At 50.8% G+C, this 21,532-nt stretch carries 17 protein-coding genes, 1 tRNA gene and 2 pseudogenes; 3 read left to right on the forward strand and 17 right to left on the reverse strand.

Annotated elements, in window-relative coordinates; all coding sequences use genetic code 11:
* Positions 1–148: 148 nt before the first annotated feature.
* From DXA93_RS15525 to tadA, 3 genes are all read right to left on the reverse strand, one after another.
* Complete coding sequence (locus DXA93_RS15525; RefSeq protein ID WP_119208714.1) at positions 149–1,582, reverse strand: RsmF rRNA methyltransferase first C-terminal domain-containing protein; 1,434 nt, start codon at positions 1,580–1,582, stop codon at positions 149–151.
* Between the two features lie 172 nt (positions 1,583–1,754).
* Positions 1,755–1,840: transfer RNA gene (locus DXA93_RS15530), tRNA-Ser, on the reverse strand.
* A gap of 179 nt (positions 1,841–2,019) precedes the next feature.
* On the reverse strand, positions 2,020–2,568 hold the full coding sequence (gene tadA, locus DXA93_RS15535) for a tRNA adenosine(34) deaminase TadA (protein WP_117509593.1): 549 nt from the start codon (positions 2,566–2,568) through the stop codon (positions 2,020–2,022).
* Between the two features lie 50 nt (positions 2,569–2,618).
* On the opposite strand from tadA, the gene DXA93_RS15540 reads away from it, so the two are divergent.
* Positions 2,619–3,857: a DUF6128 domain-containing protein gene (locus DXA93_RS15540; RefSeq protein ID WP_147399559.1), complete on the forward strand. Its 1,239-nt coding sequence runs from the start codon at positions 2,619–2,621 to the stop codon at positions 3,855–3,857.
* A gap of 8 nt (positions 3,858–3,865) precedes the next feature.
* Here the strand turns inward: DXA93_RS15540 and DXA93_RS20260 are convergent, their stop codons facing one another.
* From DXA93_RS20260 to DXA93_RS15560, 5 genes are all read right to left on the reverse strand, one after another.
* Complete coding sequence (locus DXA93_RS20260; RefSeq protein ID WP_330427403.1) at positions 3,866–4,156, reverse strand: hypothetical protein; 291 nt, start codon at positions 4,154–4,156, stop codon at positions 3,866–3,868.
* Entirely contained in the window at positions 4,153–4,560 is a 408-nt protein-coding gene (locus DXA93_RS20265) for an anaerobic ribonucleoside-triphosphate reductase activating protein (protein ID WP_330427404.1), read from the reverse strand. Before DXA93_RS20265 ends, DXA93_RS20260 begins: the two co-directional genes overlap by 4 nt.
* A gap of 102 nt (positions 4,561–4,662) precedes the next feature.
* Entirely contained in the window at positions 4,663–5,748 is a 1,086-nt protein-coding gene (gene trpS / locus DXA93_RS15550) for a tryptophan--tRNA ligase (RefSeq protein ID WP_022461312.1), read from the reverse strand.
* Between the two features lie 163 nt (positions 5,749–5,911).
* Positions 5,912–6,676, reverse strand: coding sequence for a YlmH family RNA-binding protein (locus DXA93_RS15555; protein ID WP_022461313.1), 765 nt, complete (start codon positions 6,674–6,676; stop codon positions 5,912–5,914).
* A 66-nt stretch (positions 6,677–6,742) separates the two neighbouring features.
* The gene (locus DXA93_RS15560; RefSeq protein ID WP_119208718.1) at positions 6,743–8,887 is read right to left on the reverse strand and encodes a Tex family protein; all 2,145 of its coding nucleotides are present in this window, start codon (positions 8,885–8,887) and stop codon (positions 6,743–6,745) included.
* A 209-nt stretch (positions 8,888–9,096) separates the two neighbouring features.
* Here DXA93_RS15560 and DXA93_RS15565 point away from each other — a divergent pair, with 209 nt between their 5' ends.
* Complete coding sequence (locus DXA93_RS15565) at positions 9,097–9,576, forward strand: hypothetical protein (RefSeq protein ID WP_055218430.1); 480 nt, start codon at positions 9,097–9,099, stop codon at positions 9,574–9,576.
* A gap of 19 nt (positions 9,577–9,595) precedes the next feature.
* Positions 9,596–10,414 carry a DUF975 family protein gene (locus DXA93_RS15570; RefSeq protein WP_055265104.1) on the forward strand — a complete coding sequence of 273 codons (819 nt, stop codon included), beginning with the start codon at positions 9,596–9,598 and terminating at the stop codon, positions 10,412–10,414.
* 85 nt (positions 10,415–10,499) lie between these two features.
* Here DXA93_RS15570 and DXA93_RS15575 read toward each other — a convergent pair whose 3' ends face one another.
* The 9 genes and pseudogenes from DXA93_RS15575 to hisA all read right to left on the reverse strand — a co-directional run bounded on the left by DXA93_RS15575 (position 10,500) and on the right by hisA (position 21,269).
* Positions 10,500–11,717 carry a homoserine dehydrogenase gene (locus DXA93_RS15575; protein WP_117509598.1) on the reverse strand — a complete coding sequence of 406 codons (1,218 nt, stop codon included), beginning with the start codon at positions 11,715–11,717 and terminating at the stop codon, positions 10,500–10,502.
* Positions 11,718–11,747: 30 nt separating this feature from the next.
* Complete coding sequence (locus DXA93_RS15580; RefSeq protein ID WP_022461318.1) at positions 11,748–12,194, reverse strand: ACT domain-containing protein; 447 nt, start codon at positions 12,192–12,194, stop codon at positions 11,748–11,750.
* Positions 12,195–12,300: 106 nt separating this feature from the next.
* Positions 12,301–13,146: a TPM domain-containing protein gene (locus DXA93_RS15585; protein WP_118700576.1), complete on the reverse strand. Its 846-nt coding sequence runs from the start codon at positions 13,144–13,146 to the stop codon at positions 12,301–12,303.
* The gene (locus tag DXA93_RS15590; RefSeq protein WP_118700577.1) at positions 13,143–14,252 is read right to left on the reverse strand and encodes a TFIIB-type zinc ribbon-containing protein; all 1,110 of its coding nucleotides are present in this window, start codon (positions 14,250–14,252) and stop codon (positions 13,143–13,145) included. Before DXA93_RS15590 ends, DXA93_RS15585 begins: the two co-directional genes overlap by 4 nt.
* Positions 14,253–14,308: 56 nt before the next feature.
* Positions 14,309–15,562 carry an SPFH domain-containing protein gene (locus DXA93_RS15595; RefSeq protein ID WP_117813031.1) on the reverse strand — a complete coding sequence of 418 codons (1,254 nt, stop codon included), beginning with the start codon at positions 15,560–15,562 and terminating at the stop codon, positions 14,309–14,311.
* Positions 15,563–15,673: 111 nt separating this feature from the next.
* A protein-coding gene (prfB, locus tag DXA93_RS15600; RefSeq protein WP_117509617.1) for a peptide chain release factor 2 occupies positions 15,674–16,781 on the reverse strand; the annotation gives its coding sequence in 2 pieces (ribosomal slippage) (positions 15,674–16,729 and positions 16,731–16,781; 1,107 coding nt in all).
* A gap of 141 nt (positions 16,782–16,922) precedes the next feature.
* Positions 16,923–19,491, reverse strand: a pseudogene (gene secA, locus DXA93_RS18990) (preprotein translocase subunit SecA).
* 234 nt (positions 19,492–19,725) lie between these two features.
* Positions 19,726–20,253: a ribosome hibernation-promoting factor, HPF/YfiA family gene (gene hpf, locus DXA93_RS15610; protein ID WP_055218411.1), complete on the reverse strand. Its 528-nt coding sequence runs from the start codon at positions 20,251–20,253 to the stop codon at positions 19,726–19,728.
* A 240-nt stretch (positions 20,254–20,493) separates the two neighbouring features.
* Positions 20,494–21,269 (reverse strand): annotated as a pseudogene (gene hisA / locus DXA93_RS15615) (phosphoribosylformimino-5-aminoimidazole carboxamide ribotide isomerase).
* Positions 21,270–21,532: the final 263 nt, after the last annotated feature.

The following is a 21,532-nucleotide window of genomic DNA, read 5'->3' on the forward strand; positions in this document are numbered from 1 at the left end:
CTCCAAGTTACTGCGGAAAATGGGCCTTTTTTCCCGCCGTACTTTGCCATTATAACACAAGTATGTCTGAAATGAAAGTCTTTTTTAATTTCTGTTAATAACTTTGTAATATTTCGACGTTTTTCCTGCAAAAACTGGCATGATTTTTCTACTTTCTCCATCCAACAGGGTACTTATTTTTCAAGGTTCCATTGACCAGTTTGCCCCATCCAAGGCCGAATCCATCGACGCAGACCAGCTTCCAGCCCGACGGCGATGCGGTCTCTCCCGGCTCTACGGAAATTGTCTCACCGTGGAGATATTTTTCGGTACGCTCGTCATCTGCCTTTAAATTCATGTAATCTTTGAACTTGTCCGCGGAGAGTGTCACGGCAAACGGCTGTGACGGCTCGAAACGGTCTTTTTTCAGTTCACCGAGATACAGACCGTTCCGCAGGAAATGAAGATTCCGCACGCCATCCGGCAGGGACGGGGAATGGTATACTTTTCCGGCGCGGACTTCCAGTTCCTCCACCGGGATCGGTGCTGTCATCCGGGACAGGAAATCGGAAAGGATCTGTTTTTCTGCTTTCGACGGACCCGGTGCTTCCGTTCCGCGGTCTTTTTTCCGGTTTTTCTGTTTTTTGTTTTTCTTTTCGATCGGTTTTTCTTCTGCCTCATAAGGAATGGCTTCGCCTTTTTTGCGGAACAGGGCAAGGTAATGGCCCTCGCCGTTCATTTTATGCGGCCAGATGCGCACGGTCTTTTCGATCTCCGGATCGCCGTTTCCCCAGACTGGATTGCCTTTTGAAAAACCTTCGTAGCCTTCCATCTCGATCAGTTCCATTTCCGGGAAGTTTTCCAGAAGAAAAGAAACGGTTCCCTCGTCCTCCTGCGGGGCGAAGGTACACGTCGAATACATCATGAGGCCGCCCGGACGCAGCATTTTGACAGCATTCGAGGTGATCTCGCGCTGCAGCTCCGCAAAGAAATCCGGCCGCTCCGGGGTCCAGGTGCCGATGACTGCCTCATCTTTCCGGAACATGCCCTCGCCGGAGCACGGTGCATCCACGAGGATTTTATCGAAGAAGCCCGGGAAGACGTCTGCAAGGCCTGCCGGTGTCTCATTGGTGACAAGCACGTTTTCACTTCCGAACAGCTCCAGATTACGCAGCAGTGCTTTGGCGCGGGCGTTGCTGATGTCATTGGCGACGAGAAGGCCGGTTCCTTTCAGGCGCGCATTCAGCTCGGTTGCCTTGCCGCCCGGTGCGGCGCAGAGATCGAGCACACGCTCACCCGGTTCGATCGGGAGGCGGGACGCCGGGGTCATGGCGCTTGGCTCCTGCAGATAGAAGACGCCTGCCGCATACAGTGGAGACTGGCCCATGCGCATGCCGTCCGGCACGAAATAGCCGTTTGGAATCCACGGAATTTTCTTCCACGTTCCCGGAACAAGCGGCGGGAAATCTTCGGTCCGGCATTTTTTTGTATTCACACGCAACCCGGCTGTGCGGGGTGCGTCGTAGGAAGTTAAAAATGCATCAAATTCATCGCCCAGCATGTCCTGCATGCGGGTCAGAAATTCCTGTGGTAACTGCGCCATGTATTGTCTCTCCTTTTTATTTTGCTTTGTTGTGCATCGGTCCCTTTTCGTGAACTGGCGATGCTTTTTCTGTCTTTGTTTCTTTTGTTTTGCATCTGTTTCATAATTTCTCACAGAAAAAGAGACAGCTTTTTCGATTTTTCAATCTTTTTGCTGTCTCTTTTTTGCATAGCGGAGAAGAAGGGATTTGAACCCTTGCGCCGTTTCCGACCTACTGGTGTTCGAAGCCAGACCCTTCAGCCTCTTGGGTACTTCTCCGTATTTTGTCAAATACATCATATATTATAGTGCTTTTTTCGGGATTCGTCAATGATTTTTTCGATGGTTTCTGCTGGAAATGCGGGGATTGTATTTTTTACGGAAATATTCGAAAGTGCAACTTACTCAAACAAATAATCTTCCTCAGGCAGCATCCCATCCCGATGCTGCCTCTTCTTTTATTCTTTCCCTTCTTCCGCCCTCTTCCTCTCTTCTTTTTTCTTCTTTTTCACCACCCGCAGTCTCCGGAAAAACGCACTCAGCATCTCCGAGCACTCTTCTTTCAGCACGCCGCGCTCGACCTTCACCTGATGGTTAAACTCGTGCATTTCCAGCATATTTAAGATCGATCCCGCGCAGCCCGCCTTCGGGTTCATGCTGCCGATGACGACTTCGCTGACTCTCGCCTGTACGATCGCACCGGCGCACATCTGGCACGGTTCCAGGGTGACATACAACGTACAGCCCTCCAGCCGCCAGTCGCCGAGCTTTTTGCTTGCTTTCCGGATCGCATTCAGTTCCGCGTGGGACAGCGTGTTTTTATCCGTATTTCTGCGGTTATAGCCCCGCGCAATCACCTTTCCCTCGTACACAATCACACAGCCGATCGGAACTTCCATCAGCTTTTCCGCTTTCTTCGCCTGCGTAATCGCCTGGCGCATGAAGCGTTCCCGTTCTTTCCGGTGCGCTTTTTCCTCCGGCGTTTCCAGCTTTGTTTCTTCTTCCATTGTGCACTTCCTTTCTTCTCTGCGTATATTTTCTGTCCTTCCAGCATATCGTGAACTGTAGCGCAGTATCTTTTTCTACTCTTTTTACTTCTATGCAGGAGGTTTTTATGTCTGATTACCGGCGTTTCATTGCCTATCTATACGAATACCCGAACAACCGCAAGGGCGGATGCTGCGGCTTTGTCCGCGTGGAGTCGCAGAACGGCTTCTGCCGCATGGACTTCCAGATCAAACCGCCGTCTCTTCCGCCGGAGACCTCGGTCACGGTCTACGGTTTTATCCGCCGGTCAGGGCGGATGTACGGCATTCCGCTCGGAAATCTCCTTGCGGGGCGCTCTTCTACGAGTGGAAAACTCTCCACGCACTCCGATGCCATTGGGCAGACGGATGTCACGCTCGACGAGCTTGGCGGTCTGATCCTGCTCTGCCGCCAGACCGGCGTCATCGCCACCCAGTGGGACGATCTTCCGATTCAGCCGGAGTTTTTCTCGCCCACGCTCCCGCAGGAGCCCAAAACATCCGCAGACAATGGTACCAGACCGACCGAAGAGAAAACTGCCGAAACACCCGAACCTCTGGATCCCGCCGTACCTGCGCAGTCCCTGCCATCATCAGACGCTTCAAAAGCACAGTTCGATGAACTTTCCACAGAATTCAGCAGCAATTCCGGACCTTATCCACAAAATTCCAACCCGGAATCCACCGTCTCCACAGAATCCACATCAACTGACACGGTAAACACCGTTCCTGCAGACAGGATCACGCAATCATCCGCCAACACACTCTATCCCGCATCCGCGGAATCTGTGAAAACCGCAGAAAGCTATCCCTCTGCCAACCCGGAACCGCCGCAGCCCATCCCGGATTCTACCGCCCAGCCGCTACATATGACTTCCGCCGATTTTCCCGCCGCAGCAGCCGTGCCGCCGTCCCGGGCTGCTCTCTATCTCCAGCTTCAGGACCAGTTCCCGGAGTTCCATCCGTTCCCAGATGATGATCTGACCGACTGCCTGCGCCTATCACTCGACGATCTTCCACAGCTCCGCGCCGCCGGTCTTTCGGTGGATGCGAACCGCTTCGTCCTCCATGGCTCCTCGTCCTATCGCCATCTGCTCCTCGCCCGGAACCGCGACCAGCAGGAACTCTGGTATTTCGGCGTCCCCGGCGTCTACACGCCGAATGAGCAGTTCATGGCAAGCCTCTTCGGCTTTTTCCACTTTAAGCAGGCGATGCGCCCATCCGAGCTCGCGCCCGATGCCCGCTTCGGCTACTGGTACCGCACGCTTTAAAGCGTTTTTTAATCCACGCCGCGGATCTCCACCGTCTCAATCTTTCCGCGCAGGATCTCGCAGAACCGCTCGAGCTGCTCCCTCGCATACCCCGAGAACCTCGGATCAATCACATAATCCGATTCCCGGTAATTCTGCAGGAAGTACCGTTTTGCCCCGGAAAGCCACTTTCCGATCGCTTCGATCTCTTCCCTTCCATGCAGCTCTTTGCAGAGCGTTGTCCGGAACTCATAGTCCACCACGCCGCTCTTTAAAAACTCGACCGACTCATTGATCCGCATCACATCGATCTTTTTCACGCCCGCCGTCTCGCCGTACCGGGACGCGCGTTTTTGATGTCCATGGCGACGTAATCGATTTTCTTCTCTTCCACCAGCTTTTTCAAAATCTCCGGCCGGTATCCATTCGTATCGAGCTTCACAAGATATCCCAGTTCCTTAATTTTCGTCACGAACCGCTCCAGATCCGGATCCAGCGTCGGCTCACCGCCCGTCACGCAGACGCCGTCCAGCACGCCGCACCGCTTTTCGAGCACTGCAAAAATCTCCTCCTCCGGAATCACCGGCTCCCATTCGGGATGCTGCACGAGATTTCCGTTCTGGCAGAATGGGCAGCGGAAATTACATCCGCCCGAAAACAATGTGCACGCCACCTTGCCCGGGTAATCCAGCAGCGTCAGCTTTTGAAATCCATGTATGACCATATGCTATCCTCTCTGACCGCAGGACTCCGAACTTTCGTCCGCCCTGCAACAGAAAAAGCGGAACCATAATGTCCGCTTTTTCCATTTATCTTCTATTGGTAATTATTTGCCGTAACGCTCTGCCTGGGAACGGATCAGGTCCAGATCATCAAAATAGTTGATTTTCATGGCTGCTTTGACATCCGCCAGTGTCTGAGCGGCAACTTTTTCTGCCTCTTCGCTGCCTTTTTTCAGCATCTCATAGATCGCCGGAATGTCTTTTTCCAGCTCTTTTCTGCGGTTGCGGATCGGCTCTAAGGTCTCCTGCAGTACATTGTTCAGGAACTTCTTCACTTTGACATCGCCAAGGCCGCCTCTCTGGTAATGTGCTTTCAGCTCGTCGAGATTTGCGTAATCCGGCAGATAGCGCTCGAAGTGCTCCGGCTGGCAGAATGCATCGAGATAAGTAAATACGGTATTTCCCTCGATCTTGCCCGGGTCGGTGATCTTGATGTGATCCGGGTCGGTGTACATGCTCATGACTTTTTTCTTGATCTCATCCGGCTCCTCGGACAGGTAAATGCAGTTTCCGAGCGATTTACTCATCTTCGCTTTTCCGTCGATACCCGGCAGACGTCTGCAGGAATCATTCTCCGGCAGCATAATCTTCGGCTGCACAAGTGCCTCGCCATAAACCGTATTGAATTTGTGGACGATCTCCTGTGTCTGCTCGATCATCGGCATCTGATCCTCTCCAACCGGAACGGTCGTTGCCTTGAATGCAGTGATGTCGGCTGCCTGGCTGATCGGGTAGGTGAAGAATCCAACCGGGATGCTCGCCTCAAAGTTTCTCATCTGGATCTCCGATTTTACGGTTGGGTTTCTCTGCAGTCTGGAAACCGTAACGAGATTCATATAATAAAAAGAAAGCTCGCACAGTTCCGGAATCTGAGACTGGATAAAGATGGTGCTCTTTTCCGGATCAAGTCCGCAGGAAAGGTAATCCAGTGCTACCTCCAGAATGTTCTGGCGCACCTTCTCCGGGTTGTCCGCATTGTCGGTCAGCGCCTGTGCATCTGCAATCATGATGTAAATTTTATCGAATTCACCGGAGTTCTGCAGCTCCACGCGGCGGCGCAGTGAACCAACGTAATGTCCTACATGCAGCTTGCCGGTCGGTCTGTCACCGGTCAGTATAATTTTTCCCATTTTTCTTCCTGCCTTCCTGATACGTAATCTTCGCAGTCCGCTTCTGTATGAAAAATTTCATGAAAATTCTCATAACTGCGGACCTTCTACATACCCTCTATAATACCGTCTTTTTACAAACACTGTCAATGGTCTTTTCCGGTAAAATTCCTCAAAATATCTATTATGAGACAAATCGTTCAACAGCCACGTACAGCCTTCCCTTTTTCGTCTGATTCTGCACGCCAACATAGCGGAATTTTCCCATATGGCGCACGGTCACGAGATCGTCCTCTTTTAATGACGCGCTCGGCGACGTCACCAGTTTTCCATTAATAAACACCTGGCCGCCCTCGATCAGCGGCACCATTTTGCTCCGCGAACTGCTGAACGCCAGCGACAGCACCGCATCGAGCCGCACGGAAGCGACGGAGCCTTCTTTCCGCTCGGTTTTCGGCTCCGTCAGCTCCTCCGGCAGTCCCGCCTCGACTTCACAGTACACGCTCGTATGGCGCACTTTTTTCAGCTCCGCACAGATGTAGTCCGCCATATCCGCCATACAGATCAGATACGCCTGGTTTCCATCGATCAGAATGTCTCCCAGCTTATACCGCTCCACGCCGAGATTCATCAGTGATCCTAAGAAATCACGGTGTGACAGCGCATCCGCAAATTTTTCATTCAGCGGGCTGATGCGCACGACTGCGATCGGAAGCATCGACGCATCACCGTCCTCTGCATAGGATGGCAGAAACAGCGCCGCTTTCCGCTCTGCCGCCTCGTATCCGCCGGACAGCACGTAACGCACGCCCGGGATTTTATTTACCGTACGGTAGAACAGATCCTGCTCCGCCAGCGTCAGAAACTCCGTGTGTGACGGAACATCCCTGTGATAACACTGCTCTGCCAGATCCTGAATCCGTCCTACCAGCACTTCTTCCTCATTCATGGTAATCCCCCTTTGATACACCGCGGGCTGCCCCTGTTTTCTTTCGGGCAGCCCACGTATCACACTTTATTTATCCAGCAGCATCGACAGCCCGATCCGCTTCTTCGCCAGATCAAGGCTGATGACCTTCACTTCCACGATATCGCCGACGCTCACAGCCTCCAGCGGATGCTTGATGAAGCGTTTCGTCATCTGGGAAATGTGGACGAGTCCGTCCTGATGCACGCCGATATCGACGAATGCACCGAAGTCAATGACGTTGCGCACGGTTCCCTTTAAGATCATGCCGACCTTCAGATCCTTCATATCGAGCACGTCGGTACGCAGGATCGGGCGCGGCATCTCGTCACGCGGGTCACGGCCAGGCTTCTGCAGCTCTTTGATGATATCGCGCAGCGTAATCTCGCCGACACCGATCTCCTCTGCCATCTTTTTGTAATCTTTGATGAAGAACGCCGTCGGTCCCTCGCTGATCTGCTCTGTCTTCATATTTAACTTTGCAAACAGCTTCTCTACTGCCTCGTAGCTCTCCGGATGAACGCTTGTGCCGTCCAGCGGATTTTTGCCGCCGGTGATGCGCATAAAGCCCGCGCACTGCTCAAACGCCTTCGGTCCGAGTTTTGCCACTTTCAGGAGCTCTTTTCTGCTCTCGAAACGGCCGTTCTCCTCGCGGTATGCCACGATGTTTTTTGCTATCACCTTGCTGACACCGGAAATGTATTCCAGCAGCGACGCGGATGCCGTATTCAGATCGACACCGACTTTATTCACGCAATCCTCAACGACACCGCCGAGCGCCTCGCCGAGCTTCTTCTGGTTCATATCGTGCTGATACTGGCCGACGCCGATCGATTTCGGATCAATTTTGACAAGCTCTGCCAGCGGATCCTGCACGCGGCGTGCGATGGAAGCGGCGCTTCGCTGTCCGACATCAAAGTTCGGAAATTCCTCGGTTGCCAGCTTGCTTGCAGAGTAAACGGATGCTCCTGCCTCGTTTGTGATCACATACGCAACCTTCTCCGGAATCTCTTTTAAGATCTCGACGATGATCTGCTCGGACTCACGGCTTGCAGTTCCGTTTCCGACAGAAATCAGGGTGACACCGTATTTGTGGATCAGATCTTTTACAGTGGCTTTCGCTGCCGCAATCTTCTTCTCGTTCGTCGGCGCGGTCGGATAAACCACGGTGGTATCGAGCACTTTTCCAGTCGCATCGACAACAGCCAGCTTGCATCCCGTACGGAACGCCGGGTCCCATCCAAGGACAACCTGGCCTGCGATCGGCGGCTGCATCAGAAGCTGCTCAAGGTTCTTTCCAAAGACCTTGATCGCACCATCCTCTGCCTTTTCGGTGAGCTGATTTCTGACCTCACGCTCGATGGCCGGAGCGATCAGACGGTTGTAGGCATCCTCGATGGTCGCCTGCAGAACCGGCTTTGTCTGCGGATTCTCTTTGGTGATGATTTTTTTCTCGAGATAACGCAGGATTTCTTCCGTCGGCGCCTCAATTTTGACGTTCAGGAATTTTTCTTTCTCACCGCGGTTCAGTGCCAGCACACGGTGTCCGGCAATTTTCGATACCGGCTCGGAAAACTCATAGTAATTCTCGTAAACGGACTCTGCTTTCTCATCCTTTGCTGTCGAGACGATCAGGCCCTTCGCCTCGGTTCTGCGGCGGATCTCCATACGGTAATCGGCCTCATCGGAAATGCTCTCGGCGATGATGTCGCAGGCACCAGCAATGGCGTCTTTTACCGTTTTGACTTCCTTTTCTTCTGAAACAAAAGCCTCTGCCTCTTTTTCGAGCGGCTCTTTTGTCATCTGCAGAAGAATGATGTTTGCCAGCGGCTCCAGTCCTTTTTCTTTTGCGATCGTCGCACGCGTCCGGCGTTTCGGGCGGTACGGGCGGTATAAATCCTCTACAACCACGAGAGTTGCGGCCTCTTCGATGGATTTTTTCAGTTCTGCGGTCAGCTTGCCCTGCTCCTCGATGCTCGCAAGGACAACGGCCTTGCGGTCATTTAAACTGCGCAGGTACATCAGACGATCGTACAGATTTCGCAGTATCTCATCGTTTAAGGAACCTGTTGCTTCTTTTCGATATCGTGAAATAAAAGGGATCGTGTTTCCCTCGTCAATCAGTTTCACTGCAGCTTCTACCTGCCACGGTTTGACGTTCAGCTCAGCTGCCAATACCTGATTCATATCCATAGGTAAATTCCTCCTGTTGTCTCTTCCAAAACACGCTGTTCCTTCTCTGTTTTTCCCGCATAAAAAGCGGGACCCTTGGCGGAACAGCCACTCTATTACCTTATCAATAGGTCTTGTTTTTGTCAACCTTACATGATAAAATCTTTACTATAGCTTTTTTGACAGACTGCGTGTGAAACCGCGCTTTTTTGCAGAAGAAAGGACATTTTATGACACCAGAAAATTACGATCCAAACACCAATGAGTCCGGAGATTCCTATCAGTCCTCCCATCCGTACGGCGTGCCTGAGGGCCAGCGTCCCGGACCGTATCAGCATTACCAGCAGCAGCCTCCCGTACAGCCGCCGCGCAGGACGGGTTCGCAGGCCCTTGCGGCCGCTTCGATGGTCATGGCGATCTGCTCTTTTTTGTTCATGCTCAACATGGGTTCCCTGTTTTTCGGCTCGCTCGGCGTGATCTTCGCCCTTTTAAGCCGCGGCGCAGGACGCATGAGCGGCACGGCAAAAGCCGGTCTGGCGGGCTGTACCATCGGCATAATTGTCGGTATCTGCATGTATGCTTCTTTCCTGCTTTTCAACATGGTCAGCGGCGGCAGCACCAACCTGCTCGAGCGGTATTACAATCAGTACATGCAGGAATACCAGATGACACCGGATAACGGAACAACCACCGACGGAAATACCATTTAGGTACCAGAAAGGATTTTTCATGAACGGACAAAAACAGAAATTTTCAGAACTGAAAAAGCAGGCCCGTGAGGCCATGGCAGGCCGATGCGGCACGCTGGTGGGCGCAACCGCGATCAACCTGTTTCTCACCTTCTCCTGCTCCCTCATCCCGACACTGATTTTTTCAGGCACAACGCTGTACGATATCATTTTCCTGAATCTGACGCTGTTCCTGTTTTCCCTGCTCCTCAGCCTCTTTCAGGCGGGCTACTTAAAGATCTGCCTCTCGACGCTGCGCGGGGAACCGATTTCCGTCGGTGATATGCTCTACGCTTTCTATCACCACCCGGACCAGTACGTGCTGATGTTCCTTATCATCAACGGCATCAGCTCCGTGATCGCCCTGATTTCCAGCATTCCGGGCTTCCAGTATCTTTCCTCCCCGAGTGCGGAACTGACGCTTGGAACAGCACTTTCCATCGAAGCCGAGCTTTCTTCTCTGATGAACGTTTACGTTTACAAGCTGATCGGCTCTCTCGTTTCCACGCTGGTGCTGGTTCCGTTTTCCCTTTCCACCTTTGTGATGAACGACGCTCCCGGCATCGGCCCGATCCAGGCGATCCGTCAGAGCTTTGCGATGATGAAGAAGAACTTTTTCCGCTACATTCTGCTTCTCTTAAGTTTCTTAGGGCTTGAGATTCTCGCATCCTGTTCCTGTGCCATCGGCTTTTTGTGGGTAATGCCCTATATGCAGATCACGATGGCTGCGTTCTATCAGGAACGGAAAGATGTCCTGTATCCGGCATCGGAACCGGTGGGATATGATACGGATTCCTTTGGATCCGGCACAGATCTTTAAAAATAAATTTTAAGATAACTAAAAAGATCACACCCCTTGCTTTACGGCTGTGAAACGTCTTTTTAGTTATGTCTATTTCGAGATCTTAAATTCTCGCGCGGATTCTGCTCTGGATTCCGTCGAGTTTCTCTGCTTTTTCTCTGTACTCCTGCTCTGTGATTTCGCCTGTGATGAATGCGAACTCCTCGGACAGACTTGGAACTGCTACGATTTCTGCTTTTCCGAACAGCTCCTCGATCTCACTCTGGCGCTCTGCGGCGTGGCCGGACACGCGGACGAAGAAGCGGCTCTTTACATCATCGATCTGCAGCAGGTCCAGTTTTTCCTCGCTCCAGCTCATCATGATGTTTCTGCCTTTGTTCTTTGCGCAGTCTACGACATCGGCTACAACGGCACTTGCGGTCGGAAGCTTTCCTGCTCCGCTTCCGTAGAACATCGCATCACCCAGTACATTTCCGTGGATGAAGATGGCGTTGAAGACACCGTTTACGCTGTACAGCGGGTTTTTCGCGTCAATCATCACCGGGCTTACCATGGCGTAATACTGATTACCCACCTTGCGGCTTGTTGCGAGCAGTTTGATTGCGGTTCCCATCGAGGTCGCATATTTGATATCCTCTGCGGTGATCTTTGTGATTCCCTCGGTGTAAACCTCTTCGTAATTGACTTCTTTTCCATAAGCAAGAGAAGAAAGAATCGCAATTTTACGGCACGCATCGTAGCCTTCTACATCTGCTTCCGGGTTGCGCTCTGCGTAGCCGAGGCGCTGTGCCTCTTTTAATACATCCGCGAAATCGGAACCGTCGCTTGCCATTTTGCTTAAGATATAGTTCGTGGTACCATTTAAGATACCAGTTACTTCATCGATCTCATCTGCAGTCAGGGAGGAGTTTAACGGACGGATGATCGGGATACCGCCGCCGCAGCTTGCCTCAAACAGATAGTTTGCGCCGTGCTCTTTTGCAATTGCAAGAAGCTCGGTACCGTGTCTTGCCACCAGCTCTTTGTTGGATGTGCAGACGCTCTTTCCAGCCTCCAGCGCACGTTTTGTGAAGGTGTAAGCCGGCTCAACGCCGCCCATGACCTCGACAACAATATCAACCTCCGGATCGTTTGCGATCACTTCGTAATCATGTACCAGCACTTTTTCCACTGGATCTCCCGGGAAATCTCTTAAATCCAGAACGTATTTGATATTAATCTCGTTCTCTGCTCTCTTGTTGATGCTGTCATGGTTCGTGTTGATGACTTCTACCACGCCGGAACCAACGGTGCCATATCCTAATACTGCAATCTGAATCATCTCTTTTGTCCCTCTCTTGCTTTTTCTTTTTCAGGACTCCTGTCCTAAGATTTTAAAATAATGAACTCCCTGTCTGGACTCAATCTCATTGATCATCTCCGAGGCATCTCCCCGGTCTTCCGCGATATCCACGCTGATTGTCAGTGACGCCACGCCGTTTAACGGAATCGTCTGATGAATGGTCAGAATGTTTCCGTGAAACTCGGCGATAATCTTCAGCACATCGGAAAGCAGTCCCGGCTCATCGTCCATCTGCAGAATAAATGTAATCGTTTTTCCTTTTGCATTGTCATGAAAAGGAAGAATATCATCTTTGTATTTGTAGAAAGAGCTTCTGCTGATTCCCGCTTTTTCCGTTGCCTGCTGCACGGTAAGCTCCTGCATATCCATCAGCCGTTTGGCCTCGATGACCTTCAAAAGGACCTCGGGAACCGCTTTTTCTTTGATTACATAGTACTTTGTTTTTTCTTCTCTCATGGCAATCCTCTACCTTTATACTCTTTCCAGGAAATACATTTGTTTTCACAGGAAAGATCGTACCATATTCCGACACAATACGCAAGGAATTTTTTCGAATCGCTTTTCAGAAGCCAATGCTTCCGCCGCCGTGGCTGTTTCCGCTTGACGAAGTGTGAACGGTGCTTCCACCGCCACCTCCGCCGCCAGAAACGCCTCCGCCGTGGTTGCCATCATCCTTCTGGATTTTGTGCATCGATACATGGCGATCGATCAGTGCATCCCTGCGGTCTCTGATTTTCACGCGCTTCAGATCCGCATAACTCTTTGCACCACGGTTTTTCTTTCGTCGATAGCTTTTCCAAATTCCAAAATAAACAAGAATTCCTGTCGCAGCAGCTGCGATAACAGCAATAAGAGCCTCCGTGCTGTTGATCTTACGGTAATGAATAATGGAACCATCTTCTGTAATCAGATAGTCCGCATCGGAAACGCCGCGGTCGAAGCATTCCTGCGTCATCGTAATCATTTTTGCAAAAGTTCCCGCATAGTCGCCGTCTTTCGCGTACCCCTGCGCCGCCTGCAGAATATCGTCAATTTCCGTGTCCGACATATAATACTGCATAATACCGGACGTCGAAATCACGATCTGGCGCTGTCCCATGTCGATGAGGAAGCAGACACCGTTTGGCTCTTTCGGATACTTTTTGTCATAAAAATCATCTGCAATCGCCTGACAGTCCTCGGAACCGCTGCTGCGCTCGGTCAGGATGACCATATGAATTTCCGTATTGTTCTCGAACTCCGCGCAGGATCTCTCGAGGTCCTGCTCCTCCGCATCAGAAAGAAGCGATGCATTGTCGTAGATATGCTGGGATTCGGCTTTTACGGTATTCACAGAAAAAATCCCGCACAGCAGAAGGGCCGCAAAAATCCCGAGCAGATATTGTCCTGCTTTTTTCATTCTTCTCATGCGAAATACCCTCCTATCAGCATCACAATCAGAACCAGAAGAGCACTCACAGCCGACGTCAGAAGGGCTCTCTTCCGCTCATAGGGAAAATCGCCGTTGATCGTTCCGGTCTGGCCGTTCATCGCATAGTAGTAAACCTTCCCGTCTTTTCCCGGATACGTCAGTGTCCAGACCGGAAACAGTACGTAACGCCAGTCCTCCCGCTTTGGAGAAAGCTTCATTTTCTCCTGCTCGAGGGAGAGATACTCGTTCGCCTCGTTCCGCATGGCGCCGCGTGCCATCGTCTCCAGTTCTTTTTTCAGTTCCGGTGCGATCTGCTGCTGTTCGATATCACGCTTTTCCGCCTGAAAGCCGGAAAGGTACCCCATGGAAAACGGCTGCATCTCCTCCAGACGGTATGGCTGTACGCATTCGATCAGATCGCGGTCTGCCTTGTTCAGAGCGTTACGCGACAGACCGTCCACACGGACCTCTCCCTCCCGGCGGACATCGTAGATGCTGGTCTCTGTGTACTCCACATCACCGGTCTGCCAGACTCTCACCTTCCGGCCGCGCGCTATGTAATCCGTCTCAAAGTCTCCGCCGTAAATCCAGTACGGGAAATAGACACCTGTCATCTTCTGTACCTGACTCTTTTCGAAAAAGTCCTTCGGAATAAAGTGTTTCTTCCGGGTAAATGACAAAAATTTCTCGATTGCCTGCTCCTTGCTGATTTTGAACGGCAGCACAAAATCCGGCATATATTCTCCCGAAAGCCGGCCGGAAAGCACCACCGGATTGTGGCAGTAGAAACAGTATGTCGCTGCCGTCGTCGCATCGGTCACAATCTCGGCGCCGCAGTTCGGGCAGGTGTAGACAACTGCTTCGCCCTGCTCTGTTTCCCCTTTTGTTTCCTCCGTACTGCTTTCCTTCTGTGCATCGGATGCTTCCTGTGCACCGGCAGCATCGTCCTCCCCGTTCAGCGCTTCCGCTGCTTTCGGGTTCGCCTTTTCGGCTTCTTCCTGTGTAAACGAGGACAGGCAGTACTCGCATTTATACTTTCCGCTTGCCGGATCGAAGGTCAGATCGCCTCCGCAGTTCGGGCATTTGTATGTAATAACCTCCATATTCTATCCCTCCTTCCCCGGAGCCGCTGTTGTATTGGATGGTTATCTGTTTTCTTTTACTGTCTTGGTTTTCCGCAGTTCGAGCAGAACTTGCCGGTATTCTCCGTTCCGCATGCGCAGACCCATTTTCCTGCCGCTTCCGGTTTCGGGCTGCCGCAGTTCGAGCAGAATTTACCGCTGTTCTCGGTTCCACACTTGCCGCAGATCCACACCATCGGCTTTGCGCTGCCGCAGTTTGAGCAGAAATTGCCGGTATTCTCCGTTCCGCAGGAGCATTTCCATACGCCTTTTGCAGCTTCCTGCTGTGCCTTGGCTGCCGCCTGCTGCTGCATCTGCTGCTGATTCGAAGCGGACGCCGATGCAAACGAGGAACCGAAGGCATTCATGCCCATCTGAACACCCATAAAGCCGTTCATGGCTCCGTTTGGGTTGGCTGCTGCTTTCTCCATACTGCGTGCCATCGCTCCCTGTACATAGCCCTCACGGATTGATGGATCAGACATCATCGCACCTTCGTTGCGCATCTGGATCAGTTTCTGGGAAGCTTCATCGTAGGAAAGGCTTGCGATTGCCACGGACTGGATCTCCATGCCGCGCATTGCCCGCCAGCTCTCATCCATCGCATCTGCCATGTAGCGGGACAGCTCGGCGCTCTTGGATGCTGCGAACGAAATGCGGATGCCGTCGGCTGCCATCTGATTGATCGAGGACTGCAGGCCCTCTAAAAATTCGTTCATATACTGCTCGTTGATATCCTCGATCTCTACGCGGGATGCGTTTCTCGGCACAGCCTCTGCGTAGAAGCGGAGCGGATCGACGATGCGGATGGAATAGGAACCGTGTGCCCGAAGGAACAGCTCGGCATTGTAGAACTGGTCGAAATAGTTGACCGGATTTCTCGTTCCGAATTTGATTCCCTTGATTTCCTGCAGATTAATATAGAAAACTCTCTGCTCATGCGGGGTCTGGCCGCCGAATTTCAGGCGCTCAAACGTATCTTTTACGGCTGCGTCAAGCGATCCGCTGAACATCGACGGAGACGATGACTGGTCTACGGTAAAGTAGCCCGGCTCTGCGGTGTAATCAATGATCTTTCCGCCGTCCACCAGCATCATAAACTGATTGTCATAGACATGGATCACAGAACCGTTTGAAATCGTCTGGCTTCCCTTTTTATTCTGGCCTTTTCTTACCAGAATTCCCTCTGTAAATACCGTATGTTCCCCCATCTCATACGGTTCCACGGTCTCCAGCCACTGATCGGCGAAACTGCCGTGTACTGCATTGACTGCTGCTCTGATAATACCCATACTTTTACCTCCTGTTTGCCTTTGGCTTCAAAACAGAAAGGAGCATTTCCGTCCTCTGTTGGTGAAAATGCTCCTTATTTTACTTGTCACTGTGCTCTGCCCACAGCCGAATTATGCTTCTTCCTCTTTCGCTCCGGTTCCGAGGGCAATCCACTTCAGATATGCGTTGATAAACAGATCAATTCCGCCGTCCATGACTGCATCGACGTTTCCGGTCTCTGCGTTGGTACGGTGGTCTTTGACCATGGTGTATGGCTGCATAACGTAAGAACGGATCTGGTTGCCCCAGCCGATCTCGGTTACTTCGCCGCGGATGTCGCTCAGCTTATCTGCCTGCTCCTGGAGTTTCAGCATATACAATTTTGCTTTCAGCATCTGCATTGCCTTGTCCTTGTTCTGGAACTGGGAACGCTCATTCTGGCACGTAACCACGATGCCGGTCGGCATATGCGTGATTCGGATCGCCGATGACGTCTTGTTGATGTGCTGTCCGCCGGCACCGCTGGAACGGTACGTATCGATACGAATATCCTCATCACGAACCTCAACATCGATCTCTTTGTCGATATCCGGCATAACATCGCACGATACGAACGATGTCTGGCGTTTTCCTGCCGCGTTGAACGGAGAAATACGGACGAGACGGTGAACGCCTTTTTCGGATTTCAGATAACCGTAAGCGTTTTCGCCGTTGACCTGGAATGTCACGGACTTCACACCGGCCTCATCACCGTCCAGAAAGTCGAGTTCCTCGATCGTAAAGCCTTTGCGTTCTGCCCATCTGGTGTACATACGGTACAGCATGCCGCACCAGTCGCACGCCTCGGTTCCGCCTGCACCTGCGTTCAGTTTGATGATCGCATTGTCCTTGTCAAATTCGCCGGACAGCAGGGTTTTGATGCGGATGGCATCGAAGGATGCCTTGAACTCTTCCATCATTTCCGCGATTTCCGGAACAACGGAATCGTCATCCTCCTCCTGTCCCATCTCGATCAGAGTTTCCATATCTTCTTTGGCGGATACCAGTTTCTGATACGTATCTCTGTCCTCTTTCATGCTGCTCAGCTGTTTCATCTGCTCCTGCGCTTCTTCGGGGTTGTCCCAGAAATTGGGTTCCTCCATTTTACGCTCTAATTCTTCGATCCTCTGCTCTTTGTTAGCGAGGTCAAAGTGAATCCCTCACTTCCACTAATGGTTTATCGTATGTGCCAAGTTCCATTTTGAACTGGTCTAATTCAACTACCACAAGCTTCACCTGCTTTCTGTTTTATATTTTGTATGACACGCAGCTTCTGGTAGGGAAGCTGCGTGCTTTGTCAAACGGATCGTGCTCATCCGTCTCACTGCTGTTCTGCTTTTATCAAACCGGTTTTCTTCCGCAGCACTGTTTATACTTCTTGCCGCTTCCGCACGGGCATGGATCGTTTGGATAGATCTTACGCTCTGCGCGCTGTACCGGTTTTCTCGGGCCGGACTCGTCTTTGTTGGTTCCGGTCACTTTGGCTACCTGCTCACGTTCTACTTTCTGCTCAACACGTACATGGAACAGGAGACGGACGGTATCCTGCTGGATGGACTCGAGCATTTCGTTAAACATGTCGTAAGCTGCCATCTTGTACTCAACCTTCGGGTCTCTCTGGCCGTATGCCTGCAGGCCGATACCCTCGCGGAGCTGATCCATATCATCGATATGATCCATCCACTTCTGGTCGATAACCTTCAGAAGAACGACACGCTCAAGCTCACGAATCTGCTCCTCCTCCGGGAATTCTGCTTCTTTCTCCTCGTAGAGTTTAACAGCTTCCTCTTTTAACTGCTGTTTCAGCTCGTTTTTGGAAATCTTCTCTACGCGCTCTTTTGTCACTGCCTTCACCGGCATGATGGAGAGCAGCATCTCATTTAACTCGGTCAGATCCCACTCGGACTGCTCGGTGTTCTCGCCGATGCAGAGATCCACAGTATTGTCGATGGTATCGGCAATCATCTTGAAGATGGTGTCTCTCATGCTCTCGCCGTCCAGAACGCGGCGTCTCTCTTTGTAGATGATCTCACGCTGCTCGTTGTTGACCTGGTCATAGTCGAGCAGGTTTTTACGGATTCCGTAGTTGTTGCCCTCGATCTTCTTCTGCGCTTTTTCGATGGCGGAAGAAAGCATCTTGTGCTCGATCTGCTCATTTTCCGGTACGCCGAGGGATTTGAAAATGCCCATCAGTTTTTCGGAACCGAAGAGTCTCATCAAATCGTCTTCCAGGGAAATGTAAAAACGGGACTCACCCGGGTCTCCCTGACGGCCGGAACGACCGCGGAGCTGATTGTCGATACGGCGGGACTCATGACGCTCGGTGCCGATGATCTTTAAGCCGCCGGCAGCTTTTGCCACATCATCCAGCTTAATATCGGTACCACGGCCGGCCATGTTGGTCGCGATGGTAACGGCTCCTGCCTCACCGGCATGCGCTACGATTTCTGCCTCGAGCTCATGGAACTTCGCATTTAAGACCTGATGCGGAATTCCCTCGCGGCGCAGCATTTTGCTGATCAGCTCGGAAGTCTCGATGGTGATGGTACCAACCAGAACCGGCTGGTTCACGGCATGTGCCTCTTTGACTTCCTCTACGACTGCGTGGAATTTCTCTTTTTTCGTCATGTATACGGCATCGTCCATATCCACACGGATGACCGGGCGGTTGGTCGGGATCTCGATAACGTCCATGCCGTAGATGTCACGGAACTCCTGCTCCTCGGTGAGAGCAGTACCGGTCATGCCGGCTTTTTTCTCGTATTTGTTAAAGAAGTTCTGGAACGTGATGGTTGCCAGAGTCTTGCTCTCTCTTCTTACTTTTACGTGCTCTTTTGCCTCGATTGCCTGATGCAGACCATCGGAATAACGGCGGCCCGGCATGATACGGCCGGTGAACTCATCGACGATCAGAACCTCGTCGTCTTTGACTACGTAATCCTTGTCGCGGTGCATCAGATAATTGGCACGCAGTGCCAGGATGACGTTGTGCTGGATTTCCAGGTTTTCCGGGTCGGAGAGGTTCTCGATATGGAAGAAGTTCTCGACTTTCTTCACACCGTCATCGGTCAGGGTAACGAATTTGTCCTTCTCGTTGACGATGAAGTCTCCGGTCTCCTCGATCTCCTCGCCCATGATCGCGGTCATCTTGGTCATCTCGCCGCTTGCCTCGCCGCGCTGCATCTGGTGTGCCAGAATATCTGCGGTCTCGTACAGCTTGGTGGATTTGCTGCTCTGTCCGGAAATAATCAGAGGTGTTCTTGCCTCGTCGATCAGGACAGAGTCGACCTCGTCGATGATACAGTAAGCAAGCTCTCTCTGTACGAGCTGCTCTTTGTAGATCACCATGTTGTCACGCAGGTAATCGAAACCAAGTTCGTTGTTGGTGATGTAGGTGATGTCGCATGCATACTGCTGGCGGCGCTCATCGTTCTTCATATCGTTCAGAACGACACCGACGGTCAAACCGAGGAATCTGTGGACTTTGCCATCCACTCAGCATCTCGGTTTGCCAGGTAATCGTTGACGGTAACAATGTGGACACCGCGTCCGGTCAGTGCATTCAGGTAAGCCGGAAGGGTGGAAACGAGGGTTTTTCCTTCACCGGTTTTCATCTCAGCGATACGGCCTGATGGAGGATAATACCACCGATCAGCTGTACGCGGTGGTGTTCCATACCGAGGGAACGTTTTGCTGCCTCGCGGACGGTTGCGAATGCTTCCGGGAGAATGGAATCCAGGGATTCGCCTCCGTTGTAGCGGTCTTTATATTCCTTTGTCTTGGCACGCAGCTCTTCATCGGTCAGCGCCTGCATGGTCGGGCGGAGAGCTTCGATTTTGTCTACGATTGGATAGATTCGTTTCAGCTCGCGCTCACTGTGCGTACCAAAAAGTTTTTCTGTGAATTTCATAGAATGTTTGCTCCTGCTTTCTCTATTAATTGCCATATTAACATATGGTACTATTCTACCACTTCTGGCACAAGATAACAATGAATTTTTCGTAAACATTTGGTGCCGTTCCCCGGTTTTCCGCTGTTTTTACGGCTTTTCCCGGACTTTCCGGCCCTTTCCGCGAAAAAGTCACCCTGTTTCACAGCTTTTCTAAGCTGGAAACAGGGTGACTGTTCATTCTTTATTTACTTTTCAGCACTCCGGCTCGATCAGACCGTAGGTGTTGTTCTTTCTCTTGTAAACGACGTTTACTTCGTCGGTCTCTGCATTGCGGAATACGAAGAAGGTGTGTCCAAGAAGTTCCATCTGTACGCAGGCATCTTCCGGATACATTGGTTTCATGCCGAATTTTTTCGTACGGATGATCTGGATGTCTTCGTCCTCCAGATAGTCATGCTCCAGATATTCTTTCTGGAAGTTTCCTGCTTCCTGCTGTTTGTCGGCAATTTTGTTTTTGTATTTGCGAAGCTGGCGTTCGATGACTTCCTCTACCAGATCGATGGATACGTACATATCGTTGCTTACCTGCTCGGAACGGATGATATTTCCTTTTACCGGAATGGTAACCTCAATTTTCTGTCTTTCTTTCTCTACACTTAAGGTTACAATGACATTTGTGTCAGGCGTAAAATATTTCTCCAGTTTGCCAAGTTTTTCATTGACCGCGGCTTTTAATCCCTCTGTCACGTCAATATTTTTTCCGCTGATGGTAATTTTCATTATGCCCAACCCCTTTGCTCTCAAATTTTACAGGTTTTTCACTTCCCCTGTAAGTAACTCTAATTATAGCAATAGTTGTCTTTATTTGCAATAGTATTTAGAAAATTCATGAATATTTTAGAGTTTTTTCCTGCAATTTTTGTGATTCTTTCTTTCCGTCCATTTTTTCTCGCATCTATATGAGGAAATCAAACACACTTTATCCTGTCATGTTATTTTCTTTGCTTGTTATCTTTTTCCTTACCTTCTGCACATTTCCAGTACGTCTTCAAATTTCATGTTTCCGCCAAACAGATCCAGTGCGCTTCCGATCGTCACATCCACATGATCGTTCCCAACCTTTTTCAGCAGTTCCAGATCCGCAAAGTTTCCGACGCCGCCGGCATATGTAACAGGGAAATCTTTCATTTTCGCAAGTAATTCCACCAGTTCTGTCTCGATACCGGATGCTTTTCCTTCGACATCTACCGCGTGGATCAGAAATTCATCACAGTATTCCGTCAGATGATGCAGGAGCGGTTCCGTTACTTCTTCCTCTGTAACTTTTGCCAGCGGTCCGTTACAATATAATATTTCCCGTTTCGTTTCCGGCAGCTTAAGTCCATGGTCAGCCGCTGTTTTCCAACAGTCGTTACCAGTTTTTCGAGATTTTCATAGAATACATGGCCATCCCGGAACACATACGATGTCACGATCACATGGCTTGCACCGGCCGTCAGAAATTCGCAGGCATTTTCCGCGTCGATACCGCCGCCAACCTGCAGTCCGCCCGGATACGTAGAAAGTGCCAGCAGCGCCTGCCGCTTTGTTTCCGGATAATATTCGGAATCTTTTTTGTTCAGAAGAATCACATGACCTCCGGTGATCCCTTTTTCTTTATATAACTGCGCATAGTAAGACGCATCCTGCTCCGAAACAAAATTTTCATTTGCCTGGTTTCCCTGATCTTTTAAGGATCCCCCAACAATCTGTTTTACTTTTCCATTGTGGATATCAATACATGGTCGAAATTTCATAAATAAAGTCCCCTGTCCCTTTCCTGTTCATCGAATGGATATCTGTAGTTAGCGATGATTCGGTTAAAAAATTTTTATCTCCCTCAAATTTCTCATATTATATCAAATTTCGGACTTCCTGTGTGCAAATTCACTCTTTTTTCACTAAAAAGCTCCCCTTGGATCTTTTGTTCGTGTGCATGACAGCAAAAAAATGCCGCAATCCGGATTTTTTCCCGAACTGCGGCATCCCATTATACTTTATCTTATGTTTTGTCCTATCC

Source organism: Blautia sp. OF09-25XD, assembly GCF_003482095.1.
In the GTDB taxonomy this organism is placed as follows: Bacteria; Bacillota; Clostridia; order Lachnospirales; family Lachnospiraceae; genus Fusicatenibacter; species Fusicatenibacter saccharivorans.

Coding starts and splice junctions, on each gene's coding strand:
- DXA93_RS15525 (WP_119208714.1), bottom strand. CDS start 1,582: ATGGCGCAGTTACCACAGGAATTTCTGACCCGCATGCAGGACATGCTG.
- tadA (WP_117509593.1), bottom strand. CDS start 2,568: ATGGAAGAAGAAACAAAGCTGGAAACGCCGGAGGAAAAAGCGCACCGG.
- DXA93_RS20265 (WP_330427404.1), bottom strand. CDS start 4,560: ATGGTCATACATGGATTTCAAAAGCTGACGCTGCTGGATTACCCGGGC.
- trpS (WP_022461312.1), bottom strand. CDS start 5,748: ATGGGAAAAATTATACTGACCGGTGACAGACCGACCGGCAAGCTGCAT.
- DXA93_RS15555 (WP_022461313.1), bottom strand. CDS start 6,676: ATGAATGAGGAAGAAGTGCTGGTAGGACGGATTCAGGATCTGGCAGAG.
- DXA93_RS15560 (WP_119208718.1), bottom strand. CDS start 8,887: ATGGATATGAATCAGGTATTGGCAGCTGAGCTGAACGTCAAACCGTGG.
- DXA93_RS15565 (WP_055218430.1), top strand. CDS start 9,097: ATGACACCAGAAAATTACGATCCAAACACCAATGAGTCCGGAGATTCC.
- DXA93_RS15570 (WP_055265104.1), top strand. CDS start 9,596: ATGAACGGACAAAAACAGAAATTTTCAGAACTGAAAAAGCAGGCCCGT.
- DXA93_RS15575 (WP_117509598.1), bottom strand. CDS start 11,717: ATGATTCAGATTGCAGTATTAGGATATGGCACCGTTGGTTCCGGCGTG.
- DXA93_RS15580 (WP_022461318.1), bottom strand. CDS start 12,194: ATGAGAGAAGAAAAAACAAAGTACTATGTAATCAAAGAAAAAGCGGTT.
- DXA93_RS15585 (WP_118700576.1), bottom strand. CDS start 13,146: ATGAGAAGAATGAAAAAAGCAGGACAATATCTGCTCGGGATTTTTGCG.
- DXA93_RS15590 (WP_118700577.1), bottom strand. CDS start 14,252: ATGGAGGTTATTACATACAAATGCCCGAACTGCGGAGGCGATCTGACC.
- DXA93_RS15595 (WP_117813031.1), bottom strand. CDS start 15,562: ATGGGTATTATCAGAGCAGCAGTCAATGCAGTACACGGCAGTTTCGCC.
- hpf (WP_055218411.1), bottom strand. CDS start 20,253: ATGAAAATTACCATCAGCGGAAAAAATATTGACGTGACAGAGGGATTA.